The organism is Bartonella sp. 11B, from assembly GCF_002022625.1.
In the GTDB taxonomy this organism is placed as follows: domain Bacteria; phylum Pseudomonadota; class Alphaproteobacteria; order Rhizobiales; family Rhizobiaceae; genus Bartonella; species Bartonella rochalimae.
The window spans coordinates 790,457-811,835 of sequence record NZ_CP019783.1 but is presented as its reverse complement, the minus strand read 5'-3'; the positions used below and the strand labels follow the sequence as shown (position 1 = coordinate 811,835).

Below are 21,379 nucleotides of genomic sequence, written 5' to 3'. Positions count from 1 at the left end.
TTTACACAAAAATTTAATGTAACGATATACAGTTTAAGCTTTCTTAAAAACTGTAACATACAACAAGAATAAAAATTACCCTTTAAGAAAAGCTTTTAATGCCGTAATCGCTTCATCAGCTTTATCTCCTTTGGAACCACCAGCCTGTGCCATATCAGGACGGCCACCACCACCTTGGCCACCAAGAACAGTGGAAACAACACGCACTAAATCAACAGCATTCAACATATTTATTAAATCATCAGTAACCCCAACAACAGCGCTTCCTTTGCCATCTTCCGAAACACTAATAAAAGCAACCACCCCAGATTTAATTTGCTTCTTTCCAGAATCTACCAACGCTTTAAGATCCCGCACCGCAATGTTTCTAAGAACGCCCCCCATAAAAGAAATACCATTAATAATTGTAATGTCCTCTTTTCTACCCTGTAGAGCTCCACCATTCAGCGCAACATTTTTACGTGTATTATTCAACTCTTTTTCAAACTTACGACGATCATCAAGCAAATTCCTTATACGTTCTTCCAAATTAGCAGGAGAAGTTTTTAAAAAACTCGCCATTTCATAAATTCGCTTATCTTGTTGACGTAAATAAAGGCGTGCAGTTGTACCCGTTAAAGCTTCAATACGACGAACTCCAGAAGCTACAGAACTTTCACCAACAATATGAATCAAACCAATATCACCTGTTCTCTGCACGTGCGTGCCCCCACAAAGCTCAATTGACCAATGCCTTGTTAATTCTGTTGGTTCACATCTCTCTCCCATAGAAACAACACGAACTTCATCACCATATTTTTCCCCAAACAATGCCATTGCTCCTCCCAAAATTGCATCATCCAGCGCCATCAAACGGGTTGTGACCTTACTATTTTGCAGCACAATATCATTTGCCAAATCTTCTACTCTTTTTAATTCTTCTGATGAAATTGGCTTTGGGTGAGAAAAATCAAAACGCAACCGACTAGGAGATACTAAAGATCCCTTCTGTGCAATATGCGGCCCTAATATACAACGCAAAGCTTCATGCAATAAATGGGTAGCAGAATGATTAGCACGAATTTTTCTACGACGTTCAGAATCAACGGCCAGTTCCACACAATCAGATATCTGTGCTTGGCCAGATTTTACTTCTCCAATGTGAATAAAAACCCCATCACCCCTTCTCTGGGTATCATGCACTTCAAAAACAAAAGACTCACCAGAAATAACGCCACTATCACCTACCTGCCCACCAGACTCAGCATAAAAAGGTGTTTGATTCACAACAAGCATAGCATCTTGTCCTGAAGAAATATAATCAACAATTTCACCATCACAAACAAGAGCTGTAATAACGCCCTCAGCTTTTTCTGTTTCATAACCTAAAAATTCTGTAGCGCCTACCTTATCACGAATAGAAAACCAAATTGTTTCTGTTATTGATGCGCCAGAACCAGACCAATTGGCGCGATTTTCGGCTTTCTGAAGCTCCATTGCTTTTTCAAAAGCATCAATATCAACAGATATTCCGCGACAGCGAAGGGCATCTTGCGTCAAATCAAGTGGAAAACCATATGTATCATAAAGTTTAAAGGCAACTTCACCGTCCAAATGATCACCTTCTTTAAGATCAATGCTTGCTTCATTTAATAAACTAAGCCCTCGTTCAAGAGTTTTATGAAAACGCGTTTCTTCTAGCTTTAAGATTTCTGAAATTAAGGACTCAGCACGCACTAACTCGGGATAAGCTTGCCCCATTTCGCGTATTAAAACAGGCAAAAGTTTCTTCATTAATGACTCTTTAGCACCAAGAAAATGAGCATGACGCATAGCACGACGCATAATACGACGTAAAACATATCCTCGTCCCTCATTGGAAGGAAGAACACCATCAGAAATCAAAAACGCAGAAGAACGGAGATGATCAGCAATAACACGATGGCTGGCAACAAACTCACCCGTTGCCTTTATACCTGTTATCTCCTGTGAAGCGTGAATTAATTTACAAAAAAGATCAATATCATAATTATCATGAACACCTTGCAAAACAGCTGCGATGCGTTCTAATCCCATACCAGTGTCAATAGAAGGACAAGGTAATTCAGTTCGCTCTTCTTTATTAACTTGCTCATATTGCATAAAAACAAGATTCCAAATTTCAATAAAACGATCACCATCCTCATTAGCACTTCCAGGAGGCCCACCAAAAATTTCATCGCCATGATCATAAAAAATCTCTGAACAAGGACCACATGGACCTGTATCTCCCATCGACCAAAAATTATCATTGGTTGCAATACGGATAATTTTTTCGTTCGGAAGCCCCGAAATTTTACGCCATAATTCAGCTGCAATATTATCAGTATGATAAACTGTGACCAACAATTTATCTTGCGAAAGACAAAACTCTTTGGTTAAAAGATTCCATGCAAAAAAAATGGCTTCTTCTTTAAAATAATCACCAAAAGAAAAATTCCCAAGCATTTCAAAAAAAGTATGATGACGCGCTGTATAACCAACATTATCAAGATCATTATGCTTTCCACCCGCACGAACACATTTTTGCGCTGTTGTTGCTCGTTTATAAGGGTATTGTTCAAGTCCAGTAAAAACGTTTTTAAACTGAACCATTCCTGCATTTGTAAACATCAATGTAGGGTCATTGCGTGGAACCAGTGGACTCGAAGAAAGAATTTCATGTCCATTACGACGAAAATAATCCAGAAAAGCTGACCTGATACTATTAACACTATTCATATTTACACCTGTAGAATACAGTAAAAAATCGCAAAACCAAATAACTACCTAATACAGCACTCTTTGCTCGCTTTAGTGCTTTAATCAAGACAAAAATATTCTCTGCAAAAAAATAAAAAGTAAACGATCTTGTACTTCAAAATTCTAACAAATAAAAACAGAATAAACTTTAAATAAAGGAATCCTATTCAAACTAATATTATATCAGATTGTTTCCTCACCCTCTGTACTTTCTACTCCAGAATTTTCTAGCAATTCAATTGCGATTAGACCAGCATTCTGTCGTAAAGCTGTTTCAATCTCAGCCGCTATCTCTGTATGTTCACATAAAAACTGCTTTGCATTTTCACGCCCCTGCCCTAAACGCTGAGAATTATAAGAGAACCATGAACCAGATTTTTCTACAAGACCAACTTTAACACCTAAATCTATTAATTCTCCTAATTTAGAAATGCCCTCACCATAAATAATATCAAACTCAACTTGCTTGAATGGAGGTGCTAACTTATTCTTTACAATTTTAACGCGAGTCTGACTCCCAATAATTGTATCACGATCTTTAATAGCTCCAATGCGACGAATATCCAAACGAACAGAAGCATAAAACTTTAAAGCATTTCCACCTGTTGTTGTTTCAGGAGAACCAAACATCACACCTATTTTCATACGAATTTGATTGATAAAAATAACCATACAGTTAGAGCGAAAAATCGATGCTGTTAATTTTCGTAATGCTTGACTCATCAACCTAGCTTGTAATCCAGGTAAAGAATCGCCCATTTCACCATCAATTTCTGCACGTGGTGTCAAAGCTGCAACTGAATCAACAACCAGTACATCAACGGCACCAGAACGAACAAGTGTTTCTGTAATTTCCAATGCCTGTTCACCAGTATCTGGCTGAGAAATAAAGAGATTTGCTAAATCAACACCAAGTTTACGTGCATAAATAGGATCAAGAGCGTGTTCTGCATCAACAAAAGCACAAACTCCACCATTTTTCTGCGCTTCAGCAATAGAATGAAGAGCTAATGTTGTTTTCCCAGAACTTTCTGGCCCATAAATCTCAATAATGCGCCCTTTTGGTAGTCCACCTACCCCCAAAGCAATATCCAAAGATAACGAACCAGTCGAAACGGTCTCAATTTCAACAACTTGCTCTTTCTGCCCAAGACGCATAATCGAGCCTTTACCAAATGAACGTTCAATCTGTGAAAGAGCAGCCTCTAGAGCTTTTGTTTTATCCACAACTATATCCTTAGTGAGTTATAACAAATTTAATATACAGTATATACTGTTCTCTTCGCCTAATTAAAGCCTCGAATTTGGATGTTCACAGACTATTTCTTTTATTCTTAGTTAGATTCAACAAAATCCAATTCCCTCCACTTAAAAGAAACTACGTTTTCTTCAAGAGATAACATATTAGAGAGAGTCGCTTACACACTAAATTTATATACCGTTAATACCTTTTTCTTTAAATAAATCAAATACCCCCTACTCTATAGAACAGCAGTAAGTTCTTTTAGTTTAATCTGAATCTTAATTAAAATTATAATAATTATGACTAAATACAAAAAAACAATCAAAAATACATTCTCTCTTACTCTCTCTAAAATTTTATTTTTGATTAACTCGTTTTTGTCGTAACTTCTTCCACCAATCAAGACGCTTTATAATTTCCCGCTCAAAACCACGTTCTTGTGGCTGATAATAGATCTGATGCCCAAGTTCTTCAGGAAAATATTCTTGCCCTGAAAACGCATCTTGTTCGTCATGGTCATAACGATAACCATGCCCATATCCCTCTTCTTTCATAAATTTTGTAGGAGCATTAAGAATGTGCTTAGGAGGAGATAAAGAACCGTTTTTGCGAGCACTATGCATTGCCGCTTTATAAGCAAGATAAGTTGCATTTGATTTTGGTGCAGTTGCAACATAAAGACATGCTTGCACAAGAGCTAACTCTCCTTCAGGTGATCCTAAATAACTATAGGCATCTTTTGCTGCATTACAAATTACAAGAGCTTGTGGATCTGCTAAACCAATATCTTCAATAGCTATGCGAACCAACCTACGCCCAATATATAAAGGATCTTCACCCGCATCAAACATACGTGCAAGATAATACAGTGCAGCATCAGGGTCAGAACCACGAACTGACTTATGCAGTGCTGAAATAAGGTTATAATGACTATCTCGTCCTTTATCATAAATCGGAGTTCGACGCTGAATTATGGCTTGCAGAGTTTCGGCATTAAAAACTTCTTCTGACTGTGCAGCACGCCAAATATCTTCTGCTAATGTTAAAGCTGCTCGTGCATCACCGTCAGATATCCTTATTAAAACTTCTCTCGCATGATCATCTAAAGGCAGTGATCTTCCCTCTACTTTTTCAGCGCGTTTCAAAAGTATGTCCAAACTTGCATTATCATGCGCGCGAAAAGTTAAAACACGTGCACGTGAAAGAAGAGCAGCATTAAGTTCAAATGAAGGATTCTCAGTTGTTGCTCCTACAAGAATTATAGTTCCATCTTCCATAAAAGGTAAAAAACTATCCTGTTGAGAGCGATTAAAGCGGTGAATTTCATCGATAAATAATAATGTCTGACATCCAGACATCAAACGGGCTCGGGCTACTTCAAAAATTTTCTTTAGTTCCGATATTCCAGTAAAAATAGCAGAAACTTGTTCAAAGGCAAAATTTGTTTCAAGTGCCAACAAACGTGCTACCGTCGTTTTACCTGTGCCTGGTGGTCCCCAGAAAATCATAGAACTAAAAGAGCCAGACGCAACCATGCGCGAAAGAAAGCCCTCCGCTCCAATTAAATGGTTTTGCCCTACCACTTCATGAAGAGAGCGAGGACGCATCTTTTCTGCAAGGGGACGATTTTGATTAACACAAGAATCAAAGGGTAAAGTATAAAAATCTTTATTCAAATAAAACTCTCAACGAATCAATTGACGAATATGTAAACCATTGCGCTCATATTCTATTTCCCAAATATGTGAGTGTTTTTGCATAAGCACTTTTTTTAACTGACTTACAGTTTGAATTTTATGACCATTAACAGTATGCAAAATATCTCCAGGACGAAAAATACCCGCAGCATTACTTCTTTGGTCAACCTCAGTAATTATCACACCTTTCACAGTAACAGGAAGATGAAATCGTCGACTATTGTACCGCGTTAAATCTAATACTTCAGCACCAGAAAGGGGATTTTCTCCCACAATTTTTTCAGATTGTGCAAATGCAGATTCTGGTGTTGATAATACAGTTATTTCTGTTTTAAAAATTTTTCCATCCCGTAAATATTCTAAAACAAGGCTCTGCCCAATCCTAGTTGTCATCAAACGATATCCAAGACTATCTGGACTCTCAATTTGCATCCCTTGCACACTCAAAATAACGTCACCCACTTTCAAACCAGCTTTCTCAGCCGGACTACCTTTGATAATCTCAATAATGAGTGCACCATACGAATGTTCTAAACCCAAACCACTTGCAATATCAGGTGTAATACTTTGAAAAGATGCCCCAATATAAGGGGGCACAAGAAACTTTTCACCACGCTTCACTGTATCAAGCACAACTTTAATAAGATTAACTGGGATAGCAAATCCAATCCCTACAGAACCACCTGAACGTGAATAAATAGCCGTATTAATCCCAATTAATTGACCTTTCATATCAATTAAAGCCCCACCAGAATTACCTGGATTAATAGCAGCATCTGTTTGAATGAAAAAATCAAAATCAGAAATACCTATACGCGTACGTGCTTGTGCTGAAACAATGCCACTTGTAACCGTCTGACCAACACCAAAAGGATTACCAATTGCTAGAACAAGGTCTCCAACTTCCACTGCATCAGAATCTCCCAAAGGGAGAACAGGAAATTGAGCATCTTTTGAATTAATTTCAAGTACTGCAATATCTGTTGTTTCATCCTTTAATATAACTTTACTTTCAAATTCCCGGCCATCAGAAAAAGCAACTTTAATTTCGCTAGCATCCTTAATAACATGGTAACTAGTAACAATCAAACCACGTGCATCAACAATCACCCCAGATCCTAATGATGACTGAGTACGCAAAGATCGCTTACCTTGATAACGACCAAAAAATTGTTCAAAAAATGGATCTCCCTCAAAAGGCGAACGTACTCTAACTTTTCGTGCAGCATAAATATTCACAACGGATAGAACAGTCTTTTTCACTAAAGGAGCAAATGAAAAAGTAATATCTGACTGTTTTTGTGGAATTTGAGCATTCGCATAACAAAACGTTATTTGTGCCATAATCACAAAAAAAAGCCCTATTAAAATAGAATATTTCATTATTAGCTCCTTCAAAAACAAAAGCTTACTTCTTAATAAGATAAGAAGACCTCCTTACTTACCTTGAAAATCGGTGATCATCACTAAATAATCAATGATTTAGGCACAAAAAATTTATCCAAACAACAAACAATATAGAAATTAAACAACTCAACGAATAAAGTCACCTCTCTCCTTTTTACATAATAGAAAAAATTAGCTCTACAATTTTAATGAAAAAACGCCCTTAAAATTTAATAAAAAAACCGCCTTTAAAAGACGGTTTTTAAAAAGCTAATAAGAAAAATTGCTCCTTTTATGAAGCAGCTTCTTCTTTAACAGCTGTTGTTTCCATACGTGCACGATCAACAGCACCTTTTGCGTCAACATCGCGATCAACAAACTCAATAACAGCCATAGGAGCATTATCACCGGTACGAAAACCTGCTTTCATAATACGCAAATAACCACCTTTACGTGATGCATAACGTACCGCTAACGTATCAAACAATTTCGCAACATGCTTCGCATCACGAAGAGCTGAAATCGCTTGCCGACGTGCATGCAAATCTCCACGCTTACCAAGCGTAACTAATTTTTCAACGACAGGACGAATTTCTTTAGCCTTTGGAAGCGTCGTCATAATCTGCTCATGCTCAATAAGCGAAGCCGCCATATTTGCAAACATTGCTTTACGATGACTAGCAGTCCGGTTCAGCCTACGACCTGATTTACTGTGGCGCATAAGCCTTCTCCTTCAATGTTAATTTAATACTGATCTTCATAACGTTTCGCAAGATCATCAATGTTATCAGGAGGCCACGCAGGAATTTCCATCCCAAGATGGAGTCCCATACATGCGAGAACTTCCTTAATTTCATTCAATGATTTCCGTCCAAAATTTGGTGTCCGAAGCATTTCAGCTTCTGTTTTTTGTATAAGATCACCAATATAAACAATATTATCATTTTTAAGACAATTTGCTGAACGCACTGAAAGTTCTAATTCATCCACCTTTTTGAGCAAGGCTGGATTAAAGGAAAGTTCAGAATCCGGCTCTTCCACCAATTCTTTTTGTGGTTCTTCAAAGTTAACAAATACCAACAATTGATCTTGAAGAATACGAGCTGCAAAAGCAATCGCATCTTCACCATTAACAGCGCCATTCGTTTCGATTGTTAATGTCAATTTATCATAATCTAGAATCTGTCCTTCACGTGTATTCTCTACTTTATAGGATACTTTACGAACTGGCGAATAAAGGCTATCAACAGGAATAAGTCCTATTGGTGCATCATCAATACAATTTCTCTCCGATGGAATATAACCCTTTCCTGTATTGACAATAAGTTCCATGCGAACTTCTGCGTCCTCATCCAATGTGCAAATCACATGCTCCGGATTAAGAATTGCCATATCTCCAACTGTTTGTATATCTCCAGCTTTAACCACTCCGGGTCCCTCTTTACAGAGAATAACCCGCTTAGGCCCCTCCTCTTCCATACGTATAGCAATCTCTTTGATATTTAAAATAATATCTGTAACATCTTCACGAACACCCGGAATTGACGAGAATTCATGTAAAATACTATCAATTTGTACAGCAGTAACTGCAGCACCACGAAGTGATGATAACAACACACGACGCAATGCATTTCCTAATGTCAAACCGAAACCACGCTCAAGAGGTTCTGCAACCACACTTACAATATTCGGATCATTATGCGCGTGAAACTCAACTTTACTGGGTTTAATTAATTCCTGCCAGTTTTTCTGGATCATATTTTTATTCCTGTTCTTTAGTTCCGTTACCATTCAATCGCAACGGCCAGCGTGAACATCGGAGAAACCTCCGACAATGAAAAACAATACCCAAATTAAACACGCCGCCTTTTTCGCGGACGACATCCATTATGAGGAATTGGTGTCACATCACGAATGGAAGTAATTAAAAAACCAACAGATTGCAATGCACGTAAAGCGGATTCACGACCTGCTCCGGGCCCACAAACTTCAACTTCCAACGAACGCATACCATGTTCTTGTGCTTTTTTGGCACAATCCTCTGCAGCAACCTGTGCAGCAAAAGGCGTAGACTTACGTGATCCCTTAAATCCTTGAGCTCCAGCAGATGACCATGCAATTGTATGTCCCTGAGAATCAGTAATAGTAATCATTGTATTATTAAATGTTGAATTGATATGTACAACACCTGATGAAATATTCTTACGCTCGCGACGACGAATACGCGTGGCTTCCTTGGCCATAGCCTTCCTTTCAACGATCTCTTTACTGCCGTAATACCAGCAGCTCCACCTTATTCGCTCTTGTTTTAAATATTCAACAAAAACAAAATATCTAAAATAAAACCTTCACAATCAATTAAAGCAATTAAAGATTTTTACTTCTTCTTACCAGCAATTGCTTTAGCAGGACCTTTACGTGTACGCGCATTTGTATGCGTACGCTGCCCACGAACGGGCAAAGAGCGACGATGGCGTAAACCACGATAACAGCCAAGATCCATCAAACGCTTTACACTCATCGCAACCTCCCGACGGAGGTCCCCTTCAACCTGATAGCTTTGGTCTATTGTCTCACGAATCTGTAAAACTTCTGCATCCGAAAGCTCATGTACACGACGCTCTGGAGAAATACCAACTTTCTCGATAATTTCCTGAGCAAATTTTTGTCCAATCCCATAAATATATTGAAGCGCAATAACTACACGCTTATTTGTCGGGATATTGACGCCAGCAATACGGGCCACGCCTATTCTCCTTGAGTATGTTAACAGTTTACCATAAAATACTTGAAGCATTTTATAGAAAAAAATGGCTTCGGTTCAAACATATTCCGAATCCTGTTATTCCTACTGAAATGAATCAAAGCGATTTCTGATAGATTTCATTATAAAAGTCAACTCTTTTCAATTTATTTCTGATAAAGTCCTTCATTTAAAAAGCTCTTTAATTGCGCGCGATACATCAGAAATATCAGCCATTCCATCAACCGTTTTTAGTAATCCAATATCTGAATAAAACTTTGATACAGGAGCTGTTTTCTCACGATACTCAACTAGTCGTTTTGCAAAAGCACCAGGATTATCATCTGAACGAACCTGCCCACCAGAAACAACGGTTTCCTGTACACGCTTTTTTATACGCTCAATCAACGCATCTTCATCAACAACAAGCTCAATAACCGCATCAAGTTGTACATTTTTTGATTTTAAAATTTGCTGCAATGCCTCTGCTTGTGCCAAGGTCCGCGGATACCCATCCAATATAAAACCACCCACGCAATCACTTTCACTAATACGATCTGATACAATTCGATTAACAATATCATCAGAAACCAAAGAACCAGATTCCATTATTGCTTTAGCTTTTTTACCAACTTCTGTTTCTTTCATAATAACTGCACGCAGCATGTCACCGGTGGACAACTGAGGAATAGTATATTCCTCTGTAAGCATTTTAGCTTGCGTACCTTTGCCAGCACCAGGAGGACCTAAAAGAATCACCTTCATCGTCTTCTTCTACCTCCACGAAGTTTTGATTTTTCAATCAATCCCTTATATTGGTGCGCAACAAGACTCCCCTGAATTTGAGCAACTGTATCAAGTGTAACAGTAACAACAATGAGTAAAGATGTACCACCAAGATAAAAAGGAATATGCAATGTTGATATCATAAACTCAGGAAGTAAACAAATCAGAATAATATAAATAGCTCCAATAACAGTAATACGCGTTAAAACGTAATCAATATACTCAGCCGTACGCTCACCAGGGCGAATCCCTGGGATAAAACCAGAATGCCTTTTTAATTGTTCAGCTGTATCACTTGGACTGAATACAATAGCTGTATAGAAAAAGCAAAAAAATGCCATCAAAGCAGCGTAAACAATCATATAAAGTGGTTGTCCATGACTAAGGAAAAAAGAAATATTTTGAACCCATTGCGGCATTTTATCAGAAAAATTATTAATAGTTGCAGGTAATAATAATAAAGATGAAGCAAAAATTGGCGGAATAACACCAGCAGTATTTAACTTCAAAGGAAAATGAGACATATCACCTTGAAACATCTGATTTCCAACTTGACGCTTTGGATACTGAATAATAATCCTCCTTTGTGCCCGCTCTACAAAAACAATAACTCCAATAATAAGAACAGCAACAACAACAATTCCTATTAATAAAAAAGTTGATAAATCAGCTTGACTATGAGCAGTTAAAAGTTGAGCAAACGTAGAAGGAAAATTTGCTACAATACCTGTAAAAATAATGAGAGAAATTCCATTACCAATGCCACGTGATGTAATCTGCTCACCAAGCCACATCAAAAATATTGTGCCACCAACTAATGAAATAACTGCTGAAATACGAAATATTATACCTGGTTCTATAACTATTTGGAGACCTGTTCCTATACCAGTTTCAAGCGCAACTGCAATACCAAAAGCTTGTAAAATTGCCAATATAACAGTCATATAACGAGTATATTGATTGATGATCTTACGACCCAATTCCCCCTCTTTTTTGAGAGCTTCTAATGAAGGAACAATCGATGTTAATAACTGTACAATAATTGATGCTGATATATAAGGCATTATACCTAAAGCAAAAATTGCCATACGCCCAACAGCACCCCCAGCAAACATATTAAACAGCCCTAATACACCAGATGCATGATGTTCAAATGTTTGTCGTAAAACATCAATATTAATACCCGGTAGAGAAATATAAGTACCAAAACGATACACAAGAAGCGCAGCCAAAGTAAACCAAATACGTTTTTTTAATTCAGTTGCACGCGAAAAAGCGCCAAAATTCATATTGGAAACCAATTGCTCTGCAGCCGATGCCATAAATTTTCTCCAGTTTATAGGCTAAATCTTTAACTTAAATAAACATAACCTTTAGAATTCATACCACCATATAAAAAACGAAAGGCTCAATATTCTTTATAAATAATGAAGTAAAAGAGAGTTCATATTTCCCTGCATTATTTAGTCCGTAATTATTGAGTAACTTTGCAAAAATTAACCTGACCACCAGCCTTTTCAATCTTTTTACGAGCCATTTCAGAAGCCCCAGAAACATTAAATGTCATCTTAACTTTTAGCTCTCCATCAGAAAGAAGACGCACACCATCTTTTACCCGACTAATAATACCAGCTTCTTTTAATGTAACAACATCAACTGATTTCTCAATATCCAATTTACCCGCATCAACTGCTAACTGAATACGGCCTAATGAAACTTCATTGTAAGCTTTAGAAAATAAATTCTTAAATCCGCGCTTTGGTAAACGGCGATAAATAGGCATTTGCCCTCCTTCAAAACCATTAAGCGACACACCAGAACGTGACTTCTGACCTTTAACACCACAACCACCAGTTTTACCGGTTCCAGAACCAATACCACGCCCAATACGCTTATAGCTCTTTGTTGCGCCCTCACGATCACGTAATTCATTGAGCTTCATTTTATATACTCCTGCAACCTTTAATTTTTTTCTATAACGCGAACAAGATGCTTAACCTTAGCAATCATACCCCGCACACAAGGTGTATCTTCCAAAACACGACGACGATGCATTTTATTTAATCCAAGTCCCTTTAATGTTGCACATTGAACTCGCGGTTTTCGAATCGCACTTCTAATTTGTTCTACCGTCACAGTCTTGCTAATCTGAGATTTTTTTTGAATCATTTTTAATTCCCTTTTCGACAAGCCTAGACATTATTCTTCCGAATCAATCATATTTTGACGACGCGACTGCAATACTGAATACTTAATACCTCGCTGGGCCGCAATACTTTTAGGATGCACTTGGCGCTTTAACGCATCAAAGGTAGCACGTACCATATTATAGGGATTTGATGACCCTAATGATTTCGCAATAACATCCTGCATACCAAGTGTCTCAAAAATAGCACGCATTGGCCCGCCAGCGATAATACCAGTACCAGCAGAAGCTGCGCGTAACAAAACATAACCAGCACCATGACGACCTTCAACATCATGATGTAATGTACGTCCAGACCGCAGCGGTACATGAATCATTTCACGTTTTGCAGACTCTGTAGCCTTACGAACTGCCTCAGGCACTTCACGCGCTTTACCATGACCAAAACCAACACGCCCCTTTTGATCTCCAACAACAACAAGAGCAGCAAAACCAAAACGCCGACCACCCTTCACAACTTTAGAAACACGATTAATATGAACAAGCTTATCAACAAACTCACTATCACGTTCATCCCGATCACTACGCTCTTTTTGTGCCATTCCTCATTCCTTTTTTCTTTTCCGGAAGCACGCTAACAAAGTCCCAGCACGAAATCAAAGGAACTTGCATGAAATATCCTAAAGATCTCCTTACTAAACTTTCTAAGCTATACACTTTAAAAATTTAAACCACCCTCACGAGCAGCTTCAGCCAAAGCTTTTATTCTACCATGATAAACATATGGCCCACGATCAAAAACAACTTCATTAACACCAGCTTTTTTCGCACGCTCAGCAATTAACTTACCAACAACAAAAGCAGCTTCTTTATCAGAACCACTTTTTAAAGAGTTCTTTAAATTCTTTTCAAGAGTACACGCAGAAACAAGAGTATGTCCACGTGTATCATCAATAATTTGAGCATAAATATTCTGATTTGAGCGATAAACACTAAGCCGTAGACGACCATTATCAACCGCTTTAATTTGACGACGAACACGTTGGGCTCTACGTTGAACAATCCGCTTAGAAGAAACCATGTCATGAAATCCTTATTTCTTTTTACCTTCTTTACGAACAATATGCTCATCTGCATACTTCACACCTTTACCCTTATAAGGTTCAGGCGCACGATATTTGCGAATTTCTGCCGCTACTTGTCCAACCTTCTGTTTATCAATTCCGAAAACAACAATTTCTGTCGGCTTAGGAACTGTTATAGTAACGTCAGCTGGTACTTTATAAATGACATCATGAGAAAAACCTAATGATAACTGAATATCTTTACCCTGCAACGCAGCACGATAACCAACACCATTAATTTCCAGTTTCTTTTCAAAACCATCTTTTACACCACAAAAAATATTCCCAATCATTGAGCGTGACATACCCCACTTAGAACGAGCACCCTTTGATTGATCACGTGGCTCTACTAATACAACATTTTCCTCAAGCTTAACTAAAACCTCATCATTAACGACATAACTCAGCTCACCTTTCGGACCTTTTACCTTAACCAACTGGCCGTCAATGATAGCGGTAACTCCAGAAGGAACTGGAATGGGTTTTTTTCCAATACGAGACATTATTCTTAACCTGTTTTTCTTCCATTTTCTTTAAATTAATCAGAAAACACGACAGAGAAGCTCTCCACCAACATTTTGTTTACGCGCCTCATGATCCGCCATCACTCCGTTAGGAGTTGATAAAATTGAAATACCAAGACCATTCGCCACTGGAGGAATAGCTTTAGCAGAAACATAAACACGACGACCTGGCTTTGAAACACGCGAAATTTCACGAATAACGGCTGAACCTTCAAAATATTTTAGCTCAATTTCAATTGAAGATTTTCCATTACCTAAATCAACCTGATTATATCCACGAATATAACCTTCCAATTTCAGAGCATCAAGAACCCCTGCACGAAGTTTAGATGCAGGAGTAATGACCTTTCCTTTTTTACGACCAAGCGCATTCCGAATACGGGTTAACATATCACCAAGAGGATCTGACATAGACATCTAATAACCTCTCCCTACCAGCTAGACTTAACAATTCCAGGAATATACCCCAAAGACCCAAGATCACGCAATGCAATTCGTGACATCTTTAATTTACGATAATAAGCACGCGGACGACCCGAAATTTCACAACGGTTACGAATACGAACTTTTGCAGAATTACGAGGCAACTGTGCCAACTGAATAGAAGCTTTAAAGCGCTCTTCAAGCAAAACTTCCTGATTCATCACTATTGCTTTTAAACGCGCACGACGTGCAGCATAACGCTTCACCATCCTTTCACGACGTTTATTTTTTTCAACGGCACTCACTTTAGCCATAACTTCACCTCGCTATATTTGCCGTTACGAACGAAACGGAAAATTAAAAGCACGTAATAACTCACGCGCTTCATCATCCGTTTTCGCTGTCGTACAAACAATAATATCCATACCCCAAATCTGATCAACTTTATCGTAGTTAATTTCTGGAAACACAATATGCTCTTTAATACCCATAGCAAAATTGCCACGACTGTCAAAACTTTTTGGATTCAAACCACGAAAATCACGAACCCGTGGAAGCGCAATTGTAATAAGACGATCCAAAAACTCAAACATACGATCTTTACGTAGTGTTACCTTAGCTCCAAGAGGCATCCCTTCACGTACTTTAAAGGTCGCAATAGAATTACGTGCACGGGTAACAATAGCTTTTTGACCCGTTATCAATGCCAAATCTCCAGCTGCAATAGAGGGCTTTTTTGAATCAGCCGTCGCCTCACCGATCCCCATATTAATCACAATCTTATCAAGACGGGGTATTTGCATTTCATTTTTATAATTAAACTTTTCTTGAAGTATTTTACGAACCACTTCAAAATAATGCGCCTTCATACGCGGCTTTTGTTTTTCCTCAGCCATTAATTAATTCTCCTGAACGCTTGGCAAAGCGAACCTTATCACCATCCGCATTCAAACGAAAACCTACACGAGTAGGCTTACCATCTCTAGGATCAGAGAGTGCTAAATTAGATAAATGAATAGGAGCCTCCTTAGAAATAATTCCAGCTTCTTGCTTTTGCGTTTGACGTTGATGACGTTTAACCATATTAAGCCCAAGCACAAGAGCATTATTCTCCTTTGGATTCACCTTGATGACTTCACCTTTACATCCCTTATCCTTACCGGACAAGACAACCACTTTATCACCTTTTCGAATCTTTTGCATAATATCCACCCCTTATAATACTTCAGGAGCAAGAGAAATGATCTTCATATGGTTTTTACCACGAAGCTCACGGGGAACCGGCCCAAAAATACGTGTACCAATTGGTTCTTTCTTATTATCAACTAAAACAGCAGCATTCCTATCAAAACGAATTACACTACCATCCACGCGACGAATATCTTTGGCAGTACGAACCACTACAGCTTTCATCACATCTCCTTTTTTTACACGTCCACGAGGAATAGCGTCCTTAACCGAAACAACAATAATGTCGCCGACCAAAGCATACTTCCGCTTTGAACCGCCTAACACTTTGATGCACATGACACGACGTGCACCAGAATTATCTGCAACATCGAGGTTTGTTTGCATCTGAATCATGAATGGCCACCTTTTCTTAAACACCCATATCCGGATAAATATTTGATATACCTGAACTCACCCGCCAAATAACGATAAAGTTTTTATTTCAAAACCCACCAATGAATATAAACCAAAATTAAATTTTAAAACAACCCACCTAGTTAACTACGCTACACTATCTTTAACGACAATCCAACGCTTATCTTTCGAGATTGGCTTAGATTCCTGAATAAAAATCCGATCTCCAATTTTGAACTGATTATTCTCATCATGTGCTTTATATTTTTTAGATTGCCGAACCGTCTTTTGAAGCAACGGATGAGAATAGCGACGCTCCACCTTAACAACAACAGTTTTATCACTCTTGTCACTAACGACAACACCTTGCAAAATGCGTTTAGGCATATCTTACTTCCTTAAGCCTTGTTTTCGTTCATTTTCTGACGAAGAAATGTTTTAATACGTGCAATATTACGACGAACTTGTTTAACCCGTGTAGTCTTCTCTAACTGACCTGTTGCTTTCTGAAAACGCAAATTAAACTGTTCTTTTTTTAATTTAGCCAATTCATTTTTCATTTGCTCGAGCGTTTGCGCTCGTAATTCTGCAGCTTTCATTGCCTAACCTCTTTATTCAGAAATACGCTGTACGAAACGAGTCTTAACAGGAAGCTTTGCTGCACCTAACCTAAGTGCTTCACGCGCCACATCCTCAGAAACCCCATCAAGCTCAAACATAACACGCCCAGGTGCAACACGCACCGCCCAATAATCCACACTCCCCTTACCTTTACCCATACGAACTTCAGTTGGCTTAGACGTAACAGGAACATCCGGAAAAATACGAATCCATACACGACCAGAACGCTTCATATAACGTGTAATTGCACGACGCGCTGCCTCAATTTGACGGGCAGTAACACGCTCTGGCTCAATAGCTTTCAAACCATAAGCACCGAAATTCAAGCTTGTTCCTCCCTTTGAAGAACCATGAATACGCCCCTTAAATTGTTTACGGAACTTTGTGCGCTTTGGCTGCAACATTGCTCTCTACTCCAAATTTCTAACTCAACCACAAAATTAAACATTTTCGCGGCGACGATTCAATAAAGAACTCGAATGATCACCCTCTACAGCACGACGCTCCGAAGCCATTGGATCATGTTCAAGAATTTCACCCTTAAAAACCCAAACTTTAACACCACAAATACCATAGGCAGTTTTAGCTTCTGCTGTACCATAATCAACATCAGCTCGCAATGTATGAAGTGGAACACGACCTTCGCGATACCATTCCATACGAGCAATCTCAGCCCCTCCAAGACGACCAGAGCAATTAATACGAATCCCTTCAGCTCCAAAACGCATAGCAGACTGAACAGCACGCTTCATTGCACGTCGAAAAGCAACACGACGCTCAAGTTGCTGAGCAATAGACTGAGCAATAATTGTGGAATCAATTTCTGGTTTACGAATTTCAACAATATTCAGTGAAGTTTCAGCATCAGTCATTTCTGAAAGCTTGCGACGCAACTTCTCAATATCAGCACCTCTTTTACCAATGATTAAACCAGGGCGTGCTGAATGAATAGTTATACGACACTTTTTATGAGGACGCTCAATAACAACCTTAGAAATGGCAGCTTGCTTTAATTCCTCAATTACATACAAGCGAATTTTTACATCTTCATGAAGAAGACGCCCATATTCACCACTATCAGCATACCACCGTGAATCCCAGGTCCGATTAACTCCAAGACGAAGTCCTATTGGATTGATCTTCTGTCCCATTATGCAACCTCCCCTTTTTCTACAACTTCACGAACAATAATAGTGAGATGAGAAAATGGACGCTTCACTCGACTAGCTCGACCACGCCCTCGAACATGAAAACGCTTCATTACAATAGATTTACCAACATATGCTTCTGCAACAATCAAGGAATCAATATCAAGATTATGATTATTTTCCGCATTAGCAATTGCCGATTCAAGAGCACTTCGAACAGTACCAGCAATACGCTTACGCGAAAATGCCAAATCAGCCAATGCCATATTAACTTTTTTACCACGTATCATTTCAGCAACCAAATTAAGCTTCTGCGGACTTACACGAACTGTTCGGGCGACAGCTTTTGCTTCAATATCTTTAAGTTGGCGTGGAACCTTAGCTTTGCCCATTCCTACTTCCTCTTCGCTTTTTTATCTGCACCATGCCCATAATAGGTCCGGGTGGGAGCAAATTCACCAAATTTGTGCCCGACCATTTCTTCAGAAACAGAAACAGGAATATGTTTATTGCCGTTGTAAACACCAAAAGTCAAACCAACAAATTGTGGTAAAATAGTAGAACGGCGACTCCACATTTTAATTACCTCATTACGTCCACTAGCGCGAACTTTTTCTGCTTTCTTAAGAAGATAGCCGTCAACAAACGGACCTTTCCAAACTGAACGAACCACTTTAGACTACCTTTCCTATTTCTTACGCTGGTGACGAGAACGCATAATAAACTTGTCAGTGGCTCTATTGGAACGTGTACGCCTACCTTTCGTAGGCTTTCCCCAAGGAGACACTGGATGACGACCACCTGATGTGCGACCTTCACCACCACCATGCGGATGATCAACTGGATTCATAGCAACTCCACGAACATGTGGACGCTTACCACGCCAGCGTGACCGACCAGCTTTACCATCACTAATATTCCCATGATCAGGATTTGAAACAGCACCAACCGTTGCAAAACAATTACCTGAAACCAAACGTTGTTCACCAGAATTAAGACGAAGAATAGCCATCCCTTCATCTCGCCCAACCAATTGCACATAAGCCCCTGCTGAACGCGCAATCTGACCACCTTTTCCAGGCTTCATTTCAACGTTATGAACAATAGTACCAATAGGCATATTACTAAGAGGCATCGCATTGCCTAACTTAACATCAACATTTGAACCAGCAATAACAGAGTCACCAACATCAAGACGCTGCGGTGCAAGAATATAACTCAAGTGCCCATCTTCATAACGAATCAACGCAATAAAAGCCGTACGATTTGGATCGTATTCCAAACGCTCAACTTTTGCAAACATATCACGCTTGATACGCTTAAAATCAATAAGCCTATAACTACGCTTATGACCACCACCTTGAAAACGAGCAGTAATTCTGCCACGATTATTGCGACCACCTTTTGACGGCAAGCCCTCTGTTAATCTCTTTACAGGTTTACCTTTATAAAGATCAGAACGATCCACAATAACGAGCTGACGCTGTCCGGGCGTAGTCGAATTAAAATGCTTAAGTGCCATTCTTCTAACCTCTGAACCTTCTATAAGCCTGCTAAAAAGTCAATTGATTGATCTTTGACAAGCGTTACAATTGCTTTTTTAACATCACTTTGCCGACCAACAATACCTTTGAAACGCCTCATTTTGCCCTTACGAACTATTGTATTCACTGCCTTAACCTTTACACTAAAAAGTGCTTCAATAGCAGCTTTAATTTCAGATTTTGTTGCTTTCTGAGCAACCTTAAAAACAACTTGATTATACTCAGAAAGCATAGTCGACTTCTCAGTAACAACTGGACTTAAAATTACATCATAATAACGAAGATCCGTCATTTGAAACGCTCCTCAAGTGTCTCAACAGCCTCTTTTGACAAAACAAGCTTGCTGCGACGCAAAATATCATAAACGTTAATCCCCTGAACTGGTAAAACATCAATATTAGGAATATTAGATGCTGCACGAAAAAAATTCATATCAACTTCTTTTCCACCAATTAACAAAGCATTATTGAAACCAAGTTTAGAAAAATTCATATTCAGCATTTTTGTCTTTGCGTCTCGAATACTAAGCTCGTCAACGATAATCAAATTATCTGTTTTTAATTTGACCGATAAAGCTAAACGCAACCCAAGAGCACGAACCTTTTTAGGAAGGTTATGCGCATGACTCCGCATCACCGGACCATGTGCTTTACCACCACCTCGGAATTGCGGTACCCGAGCAGAAGAATGACGGGCACGTCCAGTTCCTTTTTGTTTAAACATTTTCGCCCCTGTTCGCGATACATCAGACCGCCCTTGTGACTGATGCGTACCTTTTTGACGACGTGCAAGCTGCCAACGAACAACACGTTGCAAAATATCCTCACGAGGAGTAAGACCAAAAATATTTTCAGAAACTTTCAATTTACCGGCTTCTTTACCATCAAGAGTTTTTATAACAAGGTCCATCATTCGGCTCCCTTAGATTCAGAAATTTCCGCCATTAAGGGAGTTGATCCCTTTTCCTCTTTAACAAGTCGGCGAATACCAGCAGGTTTTGGTGCATTATCAGGAAGACGCTTTTTTATAGCATCTCGCACTAAAATCCAAGACCCTTTAGAACCAGAAACAGAACCACGCACTAAAATCAAACCACGATCAACATCCGTAGAAACAACTTCAATATTTTGAGTTGTTACACGTGCTTGCCCCATATGACCAGCCATTTTTTTGCCTTTAAATACTTTTCCAGGATCTTGACATTGACCTGTTGAACCATGAGCACGATGTGTAATAGAATTACCATGGGAGGCACGATGCCCACCAAAATTATGCCGCTTCATAACACCGGCAAACCCTTTACCAATACTTACACCTGTTACATCAACCCTTTGACCTGGCACGAAATGTTCCACTGTAATTTCAGTACCAACATCAAGTAAATTATCAGGACTAACGCGAAATTCTGCTATTTTAGCCTTTGGCTCAACTACAGCTTTAGCAAAATGCCCACGAAGAGCTTTAGATGTATTTTTAATTTTAGCAAATCCTACACCTAATTGAACAGCAGTATAACCATTTTTTTTAACTGTACGTTGAGCAATAACCTGACATTTATCTAGACGAAGCACAGTTACTGGCACATGCTCACCAGCATCATTATAAATACGGGTCATACCTAACTTCTGTGCTATTACACCTGAACGCATT

General features: G+C 38.9%; 30 protein-coding genes. All 30 read right to left on the bottom strand.

The window, feature by feature from the left end; genetic code table 11:
• Positions 1 to 75 precede the first annotated feature (75 nt).
• A complete protein-coding gene (gene alaS, locus Bho11B_RS03440) occupies positions 76 to 2,739 on the bottom strand; it encodes an alanine--tRNA ligase (RefSeq protein WP_078673678.1) in 2,664 nt (887 codons plus the stop codon).
• 204 nt (positions 2,740 to 2,943) lie between these two features.
• Positions 2,944 to 3,987 carry a recombinase RecA gene (recA, locus tag Bho11B_RS03435; RefSeq protein WP_035006036.1) on the bottom strand — a complete coding sequence of 348 codons (1,044 nt, stop codon included), beginning with the start codon at positions 3,985 to 3,987 and terminating at the stop codon, positions 2,944 to 2,946.
• A 372-nt stretch (positions 3,988 to 4,359) separates the two neighbouring features.
• Complete coding sequence (locus tag Bho11B_RS03430; protein ID WP_078673677.1) at positions 4,360 to 5,679, bottom strand: replication-associated recombination protein A; 1,320 nt, start codon at positions 5,677 to 5,679, stop codon at positions 4,360 to 4,362.
• A 9-nt stretch (positions 5,680 to 5,688) separates the two neighbouring features.
• Positions 5,689 to 7,083, bottom strand: a complete 1,395-nt coding sequence (locus Bho11B_RS03425) for a DegQ family serine endoprotease (protein WP_078673676.1) — start codon at positions 7,081 to 7,083, stop codon at positions 5,689 to 5,691.
• A gap of 295 nt (positions 7,084 to 7,378) precedes the next feature.
• Positions 7,379 to 7,807, bottom strand: coding sequence for a 50S ribosomal protein L17 (gene rplQ / locus Bho11B_RS03420; RefSeq protein ID WP_035006041.1), 429 nt, complete (start codon positions 7,805 to 7,807; stop codon positions 7,379 to 7,381).
• A gap of 23 nt (positions 7,808 to 7,830) precedes the next feature.
• Positions 7,831 to 8,844 (bottom strand): DNA-directed RNA polymerase subunit alpha, encoded by a 1,014-nt coding sequence (locus Bho11B_RS03415; protein WP_078673675.1) that lies wholly within the window; start codon positions 8,842 to 8,844, stop codon positions 7,831 to 7,833.
• A gap of 95 nt (positions 8,845 to 8,939) precedes the next feature.
• Positions 8,940 to 9,329, bottom strand: a complete 390-nt coding sequence (rpsK, locus tag Bho11B_RS03410) for a 30S ribosomal protein S11 (protein ID WP_035006048.1) — start codon at positions 9,327 to 9,329, stop codon at positions 8,940 to 8,942.
• Positions 9,330 to 9,463: 134 nt separating this feature from the next.
• Positions 9,464 to 9,832, bottom strand: coding sequence for a 30S ribosomal protein S13 (gene rpsM, locus Bho11B_RS03405; RefSeq protein WP_035006050.1), 369 nt, complete (start codon positions 9,830 to 9,832; stop codon positions 9,464 to 9,466).
• Between the two features lie 183 nt (positions 9,833 to 10,015).
• Positions 10,016 to 10,594, bottom strand: coding sequence for an adenylate kinase (locus Bho11B_RS03400; RefSeq protein ID WP_078673674.1), 579 nt, complete (start codon positions 10,592 to 10,594; stop codon positions 10,016 to 10,018).
• Positions 10,591 to 11,937, bottom strand: coding sequence for a preprotein translocase subunit SecY (secY, locus tag Bho11B_RS03395; RefSeq protein ID WP_078673673.1), 1,347 nt, complete (start codon positions 11,935 to 11,937; stop codon positions 10,591 to 10,593). Before secY ends, Bho11B_RS03400 begins: the two co-directional genes overlap by 4 nt.
• Before the next feature lie 152 nt (positions 11,938 to 12,089).
• Entirely contained in the window at positions 12,090 to 12,557 is a 468-nt protein-coding gene (rplO, locus tag Bho11B_RS03390; RefSeq protein WP_078673672.1) for a 50S ribosomal protein L15, read from the bottom strand.
• Between the two features lie 20 nt (positions 12,558 to 12,577).
• On the bottom strand, positions 12,578 to 12,784 hold the full coding sequence (rpmD, locus tag Bho11B_RS03385) for a 50S ribosomal protein L30 (RefSeq protein ID WP_078673671.1): 207 nt from the start codon (positions 12,782 to 12,784) through the stop codon (positions 12,578 to 12,580).
• Between the two features lie 30 nt (positions 12,785 to 12,814).
• A complete protein-coding gene (gene rpsE / locus Bho11B_RS03380; RefSeq protein ID WP_035006058.1) occupies positions 12,815 to 13,363 on the bottom strand; it encodes a 30S ribosomal protein S5 in 549 nt (182 codons plus the stop codon).
• Positions 13,364 to 13,479: 116 nt separating this feature from the next.
• Entirely contained in the window at positions 13,480 to 13,842 is a 363-nt protein-coding gene (rplR, locus tag Bho11B_RS03375; RefSeq protein WP_035006059.1) for a 50S ribosomal protein L18, read from the bottom strand.
• A gap of 12 nt (positions 13,843 to 13,854) precedes the next feature.
• Positions 13,855 to 14,388, bottom strand: a complete 534-nt coding sequence (gene rplF / locus Bho11B_RS03370; RefSeq protein WP_035006061.1) for a 50S ribosomal protein L6 — start codon at positions 14,386 to 14,388, stop codon at positions 13,855 to 13,857.
• Between the two features lie 39 nt (positions 14,389 to 14,427).
• Entirely contained in the window at positions 14,428 to 14,826 is a 399-nt protein-coding gene (gene rpsH, locus Bho11B_RS03365) for a 30S ribosomal protein S8 (protein ID WP_035006063.1), read from the bottom strand.
• A gap of 14 nt (positions 14,827 to 14,840) precedes the next feature.
• Positions 14,841 to 15,146: a 30S ribosomal protein S14 gene (gene rpsN, locus Bho11B_RS03360; RefSeq protein WP_035006064.1), complete on the bottom strand. Its 306-nt coding sequence runs from the start codon at positions 15,144 to 15,146 to the stop codon at positions 14,841 to 14,843.
• Positions 15,147 to 15,170: 24 nt separating this feature from the next.
• Positions 15,171 to 15,728 carry a 50S ribosomal protein L5 gene (rplE, locus tag Bho11B_RS03355; RefSeq protein WP_078673670.1) on the bottom strand — a complete coding sequence of 186 codons (558 nt, stop codon included), beginning with the start codon at positions 15,726 to 15,728 and terminating at the stop codon, positions 15,171 to 15,173.
• Complete coding sequence (gene rplX / locus Bho11B_RS03350) at positions 15,721 to 16,035, bottom strand: 50S ribosomal protein L24 (RefSeq protein ID WP_035006067.1); 315 nt, start codon at positions 16,033 to 16,035, stop codon at positions 15,721 to 15,723. Before rplX ends, rplE begins: the two co-directional genes overlap by 8 nt.
• A 12-nt stretch (positions 16,036 to 16,047) precedes the next feature.
• A complete protein-coding gene (gene rplN, locus Bho11B_RS03345) occupies positions 16,048 to 16,416 on the bottom strand; it encodes a 50S ribosomal protein L14 (protein ID WP_013545242.1) in 369 nt (122 codons plus the stop codon).
• Positions 16,417 to 16,563: 147 nt separating this feature from the next.
• Complete coding sequence (rpsQ, locus tag Bho11B_RS03340) at positions 16,564 to 16,803, bottom strand: 30S ribosomal protein S17 (protein ID WP_035006070.1); 240 nt, start codon at positions 16,801 to 16,803, stop codon at positions 16,564 to 16,566.
• Positions 16,804 to 16,814: 11 nt separating this feature from the next.
• Positions 16,815 to 17,015, bottom strand: a complete 201-nt coding sequence (rpmC, locus tag Bho11B_RS03335; protein WP_035006072.1) for a 50S ribosomal protein L29 — start codon at positions 17,013 to 17,015, stop codon at positions 16,815 to 16,817.
• Positions 17,016 to 17,027: 12 nt separating this feature from the next.
• On the bottom strand, positions 17,028 to 17,441 hold the full coding sequence (gene rplP / locus Bho11B_RS03330; RefSeq protein ID WP_078673669.1) for a 50S ribosomal protein L16: 414 nt from the start codon (positions 17,439 to 17,441) through the stop codon (positions 17,028 to 17,030).
• 36 nt (positions 17,442 to 17,477) lie between these two features.
• Positions 17,478 to 18,188, bottom strand: coding sequence for a 30S ribosomal protein S3 (gene rpsC, locus Bho11B_RS03325; protein WP_078673668.1), 711 nt, complete (start codon positions 18,186 to 18,188; stop codon positions 17,478 to 17,480).
• Entirely contained in the window at positions 18,188 to 18,577 is a 390-nt protein-coding gene (rplV, locus tag Bho11B_RS03320) for a 50S ribosomal protein L22 (RefSeq protein ID WP_035006076.1), read from the bottom strand. Before rplV ends, rpsC begins: the two co-directional genes overlap by 1 nt.
• A 2-nt stretch (positions 18,578 to 18,579) precedes the next feature.
• Positions 18,580 to 18,858 (bottom strand): 30S ribosomal protein S19, encoded by a 279-nt coding sequence (gene rpsS, locus Bho11B_RS03315; protein WP_035006078.1) that lies wholly within the window; start codon positions 18,856 to 18,858, stop codon positions 18,580 to 18,582.
• A 15-nt stretch (positions 18,859 to 18,873) separates the two neighbouring features.
• Positions 18,874 to 19,707: a 50S ribosomal protein L2 gene (gene rplB, locus Bho11B_RS03310; protein WP_078673667.1), complete on the bottom strand. Its 834-nt coding sequence runs from the start codon at positions 19,705 to 19,707 to the stop codon at positions 18,874 to 18,876.
• Positions 19,708 to 19,727: 20 nt separating this feature from the next.
• Positions 19,728 to 20,021, bottom strand: a complete 294-nt coding sequence (locus Bho11B_RS03305; protein ID WP_078673666.1) for a 50S ribosomal protein L23 — start codon at positions 20,019 to 20,021, stop codon at positions 19,728 to 19,730.
• Complete coding sequence (gene rplD / locus Bho11B_RS03300; RefSeq protein WP_078673665.1) at positions 20,018 to 20,638, bottom strand: 50S ribosomal protein L4; 621 nt, start codon at positions 20,636 to 20,638, stop codon at positions 20,018 to 20,020. Before rplD ends, Bho11B_RS03305 begins: the two co-directional genes overlap by 4 nt.
• A complete protein-coding gene (rplC, locus tag Bho11B_RS03295; RefSeq protein WP_035006084.1) occupies positions 20,638 to 21,378 on the bottom strand; it encodes a 50S ribosomal protein L3 in 741 nt (246 codons plus the stop codon). The genes rplD and rplC overlap by 1 nt, the downstream gene beginning before the upstream one ends.
• Between the last annotated feature and the right edge of the window lies 1 nt (position 21,379).

Bases quoted from the DNA above. Each gene is read 5' to 3' on its own strand.
- alaS (WP_078673678.1), bottom strand. From the start codon at position 2,739: ATGAATAGTGTTAATAGTATCAGGTCAGCTTTTCTGGATTATTTTCGT.
- Bho11B_RS03425 (WP_078673676.1), bottom strand. From the start codon at position 7,083: ATGAAATATTCTATTTTAATAGGGCTTTTTTTTGTGATTATGGCACAA.
- rplQ (WP_035006041.1), bottom strand. From the start codon at position 7,807: ATGCGCCACAGTAAATCAGGTCGTAGGCTGAACCGGACTGCTAGTCAT.
- Bho11B_RS03415 (WP_078673675.1), bottom strand. From the start codon at position 8,844: ATGATCCAGAAAAACTGGCAGGAATTAATTAAACCCAGTAAAGTTGAG.
- rpsK (WP_035006048.1), bottom strand. From the start codon at position 9,329: ATGGCCAAGGAAGCCACGCGTATTCGTCGTCGCGAGCGTAAGAATATT.
- Bho11B_RS03400 (WP_078673674.1), bottom strand. From the start codon at position 10,594: ATGAAGGTGATTCTTTTAGGTCCTCCTGGTGCTGGCAAAGGTACGCAA.
- secY (WP_078673673.1), bottom strand. From the start codon at position 11,937: ATGGCATCGGCTGCAGAGCAATTGGTTTCCAATATGAATTTTGGCGCT.
- rplO (WP_078673672.1), bottom strand. From the start codon at position 12,557: ATGAAGCTCAATGAATTACGTGATCGTGAGGGCGCAACAAAGAGCTAT.
- rpmD (WP_078673671.1), bottom strand. From the start codon at position 12,784: ATGATTCAAAAAAAATCTCAGATTAGCAAGACTGTGACGGTAGAACAA.
- rpsE (WP_035006058.1), bottom strand. From the start codon at position 13,363: ATGGCACAAAAAGAGCGTAGTGATCGGGATGAACGTGATAGTGAGTTT.
- rplR (WP_035006059.1), bottom strand. From the start codon at position 13,842: ATGGTTTCTTCTAAGCGGATTGTTCAACGTAGAGCCCAACGTGTTCGT.
- rplF (WP_035006061.1), bottom strand. From the start codon at position 14,388: ATGTCTCGTATTGGAAAAAAACCCATTCCAGTTCCTTCTGGAGTTACC.
- rpsH (WP_035006063.1), bottom strand. From the start codon at position 14,826: ATGTCTATGTCAGATCCTCTTGGTGATATGTTAACCCGTATTCGGAAT.
- rpsN (WP_035006064.1), bottom strand. From the start codon at position 15,146: ATGGCTAAAGTGAGTGCCGTTGAAAAAAATAAACGTCGTGAAAGGATG.
- rplE (WP_078673670.1), bottom strand. From the start codon at position 15,728: ATGGCTGAGGAAAAACAAAAGCCGCGTATGAAGGCGCATTATTTTGAA.
- rplX (WP_035006067.1), bottom strand. From the start codon at position 16,035: ATGCAAAAGATTCGAAAAGGTGATAAAGTGGTTGTCTTGTCCGGTAAG.
- rplN (WP_013545242.1), bottom strand. From the start codon at position 16,416: ATGATTCAGATGCAAACAAACCTCGATGTTGCAGATAATTCTGGTGCA.
- rpsQ (WP_035006070.1), bottom strand. From the start codon at position 16,803: ATGCCTAAACGCATTTTGCAAGGTGTTGTCGTTAGTGACAAGAGTGAT.
- rpmC (WP_035006072.1), bottom strand. From the start codon at position 17,015: ATGAAAGCTGCAGAATTACGAGCGCAAACGCTCGAGCAAATGAAAAAT.
- rplP (WP_078673669.1), bottom strand. From the start codon at position 17,441: ATGTTGCAGCCAAAGCGCACAAAGTTCCGTAAACAATTTAAGGGGCGT.
- rpsC (WP_078673668.1), bottom strand. From the start codon at position 18,188: ATGGGACAGAAGATCAATCCAATAGGACTTCGTCTTGGAGTTAATCGG.
- rplV (WP_035006076.1), bottom strand. From the start codon at position 18,577: ATGGGCAAAGCTAAGGTTCCACGCCAACTTAAAGATATTGAAGCAAAA.
- rplB (WP_078673667.1), bottom strand. From the start codon at position 19,707: ATGGCACTTAAGCATTTTAATTCGACTACGCCCGGACAGCGTCAGCTC.
- Bho11B_RS03305 (WP_078673666.1), bottom strand. From the start codon at position 20,021: ATGACGGATCTTCGTTATTATGATGTAATTTTAAGTCCAGTTGTTACT.
- rplD (WP_078673665.1), bottom strand. From the start codon at position 20,638: ATGGACCTTGTTATAAAAACTCTTGATGGTAAAGAAGCCGGTAAATTG.
- rplC (WP_035006084.1), bottom strand. From the start codon at position 21,378: ATGCGTTCAGGTGTAATAGCACAGAAGTTAGGTATGACCCGTATTTAT.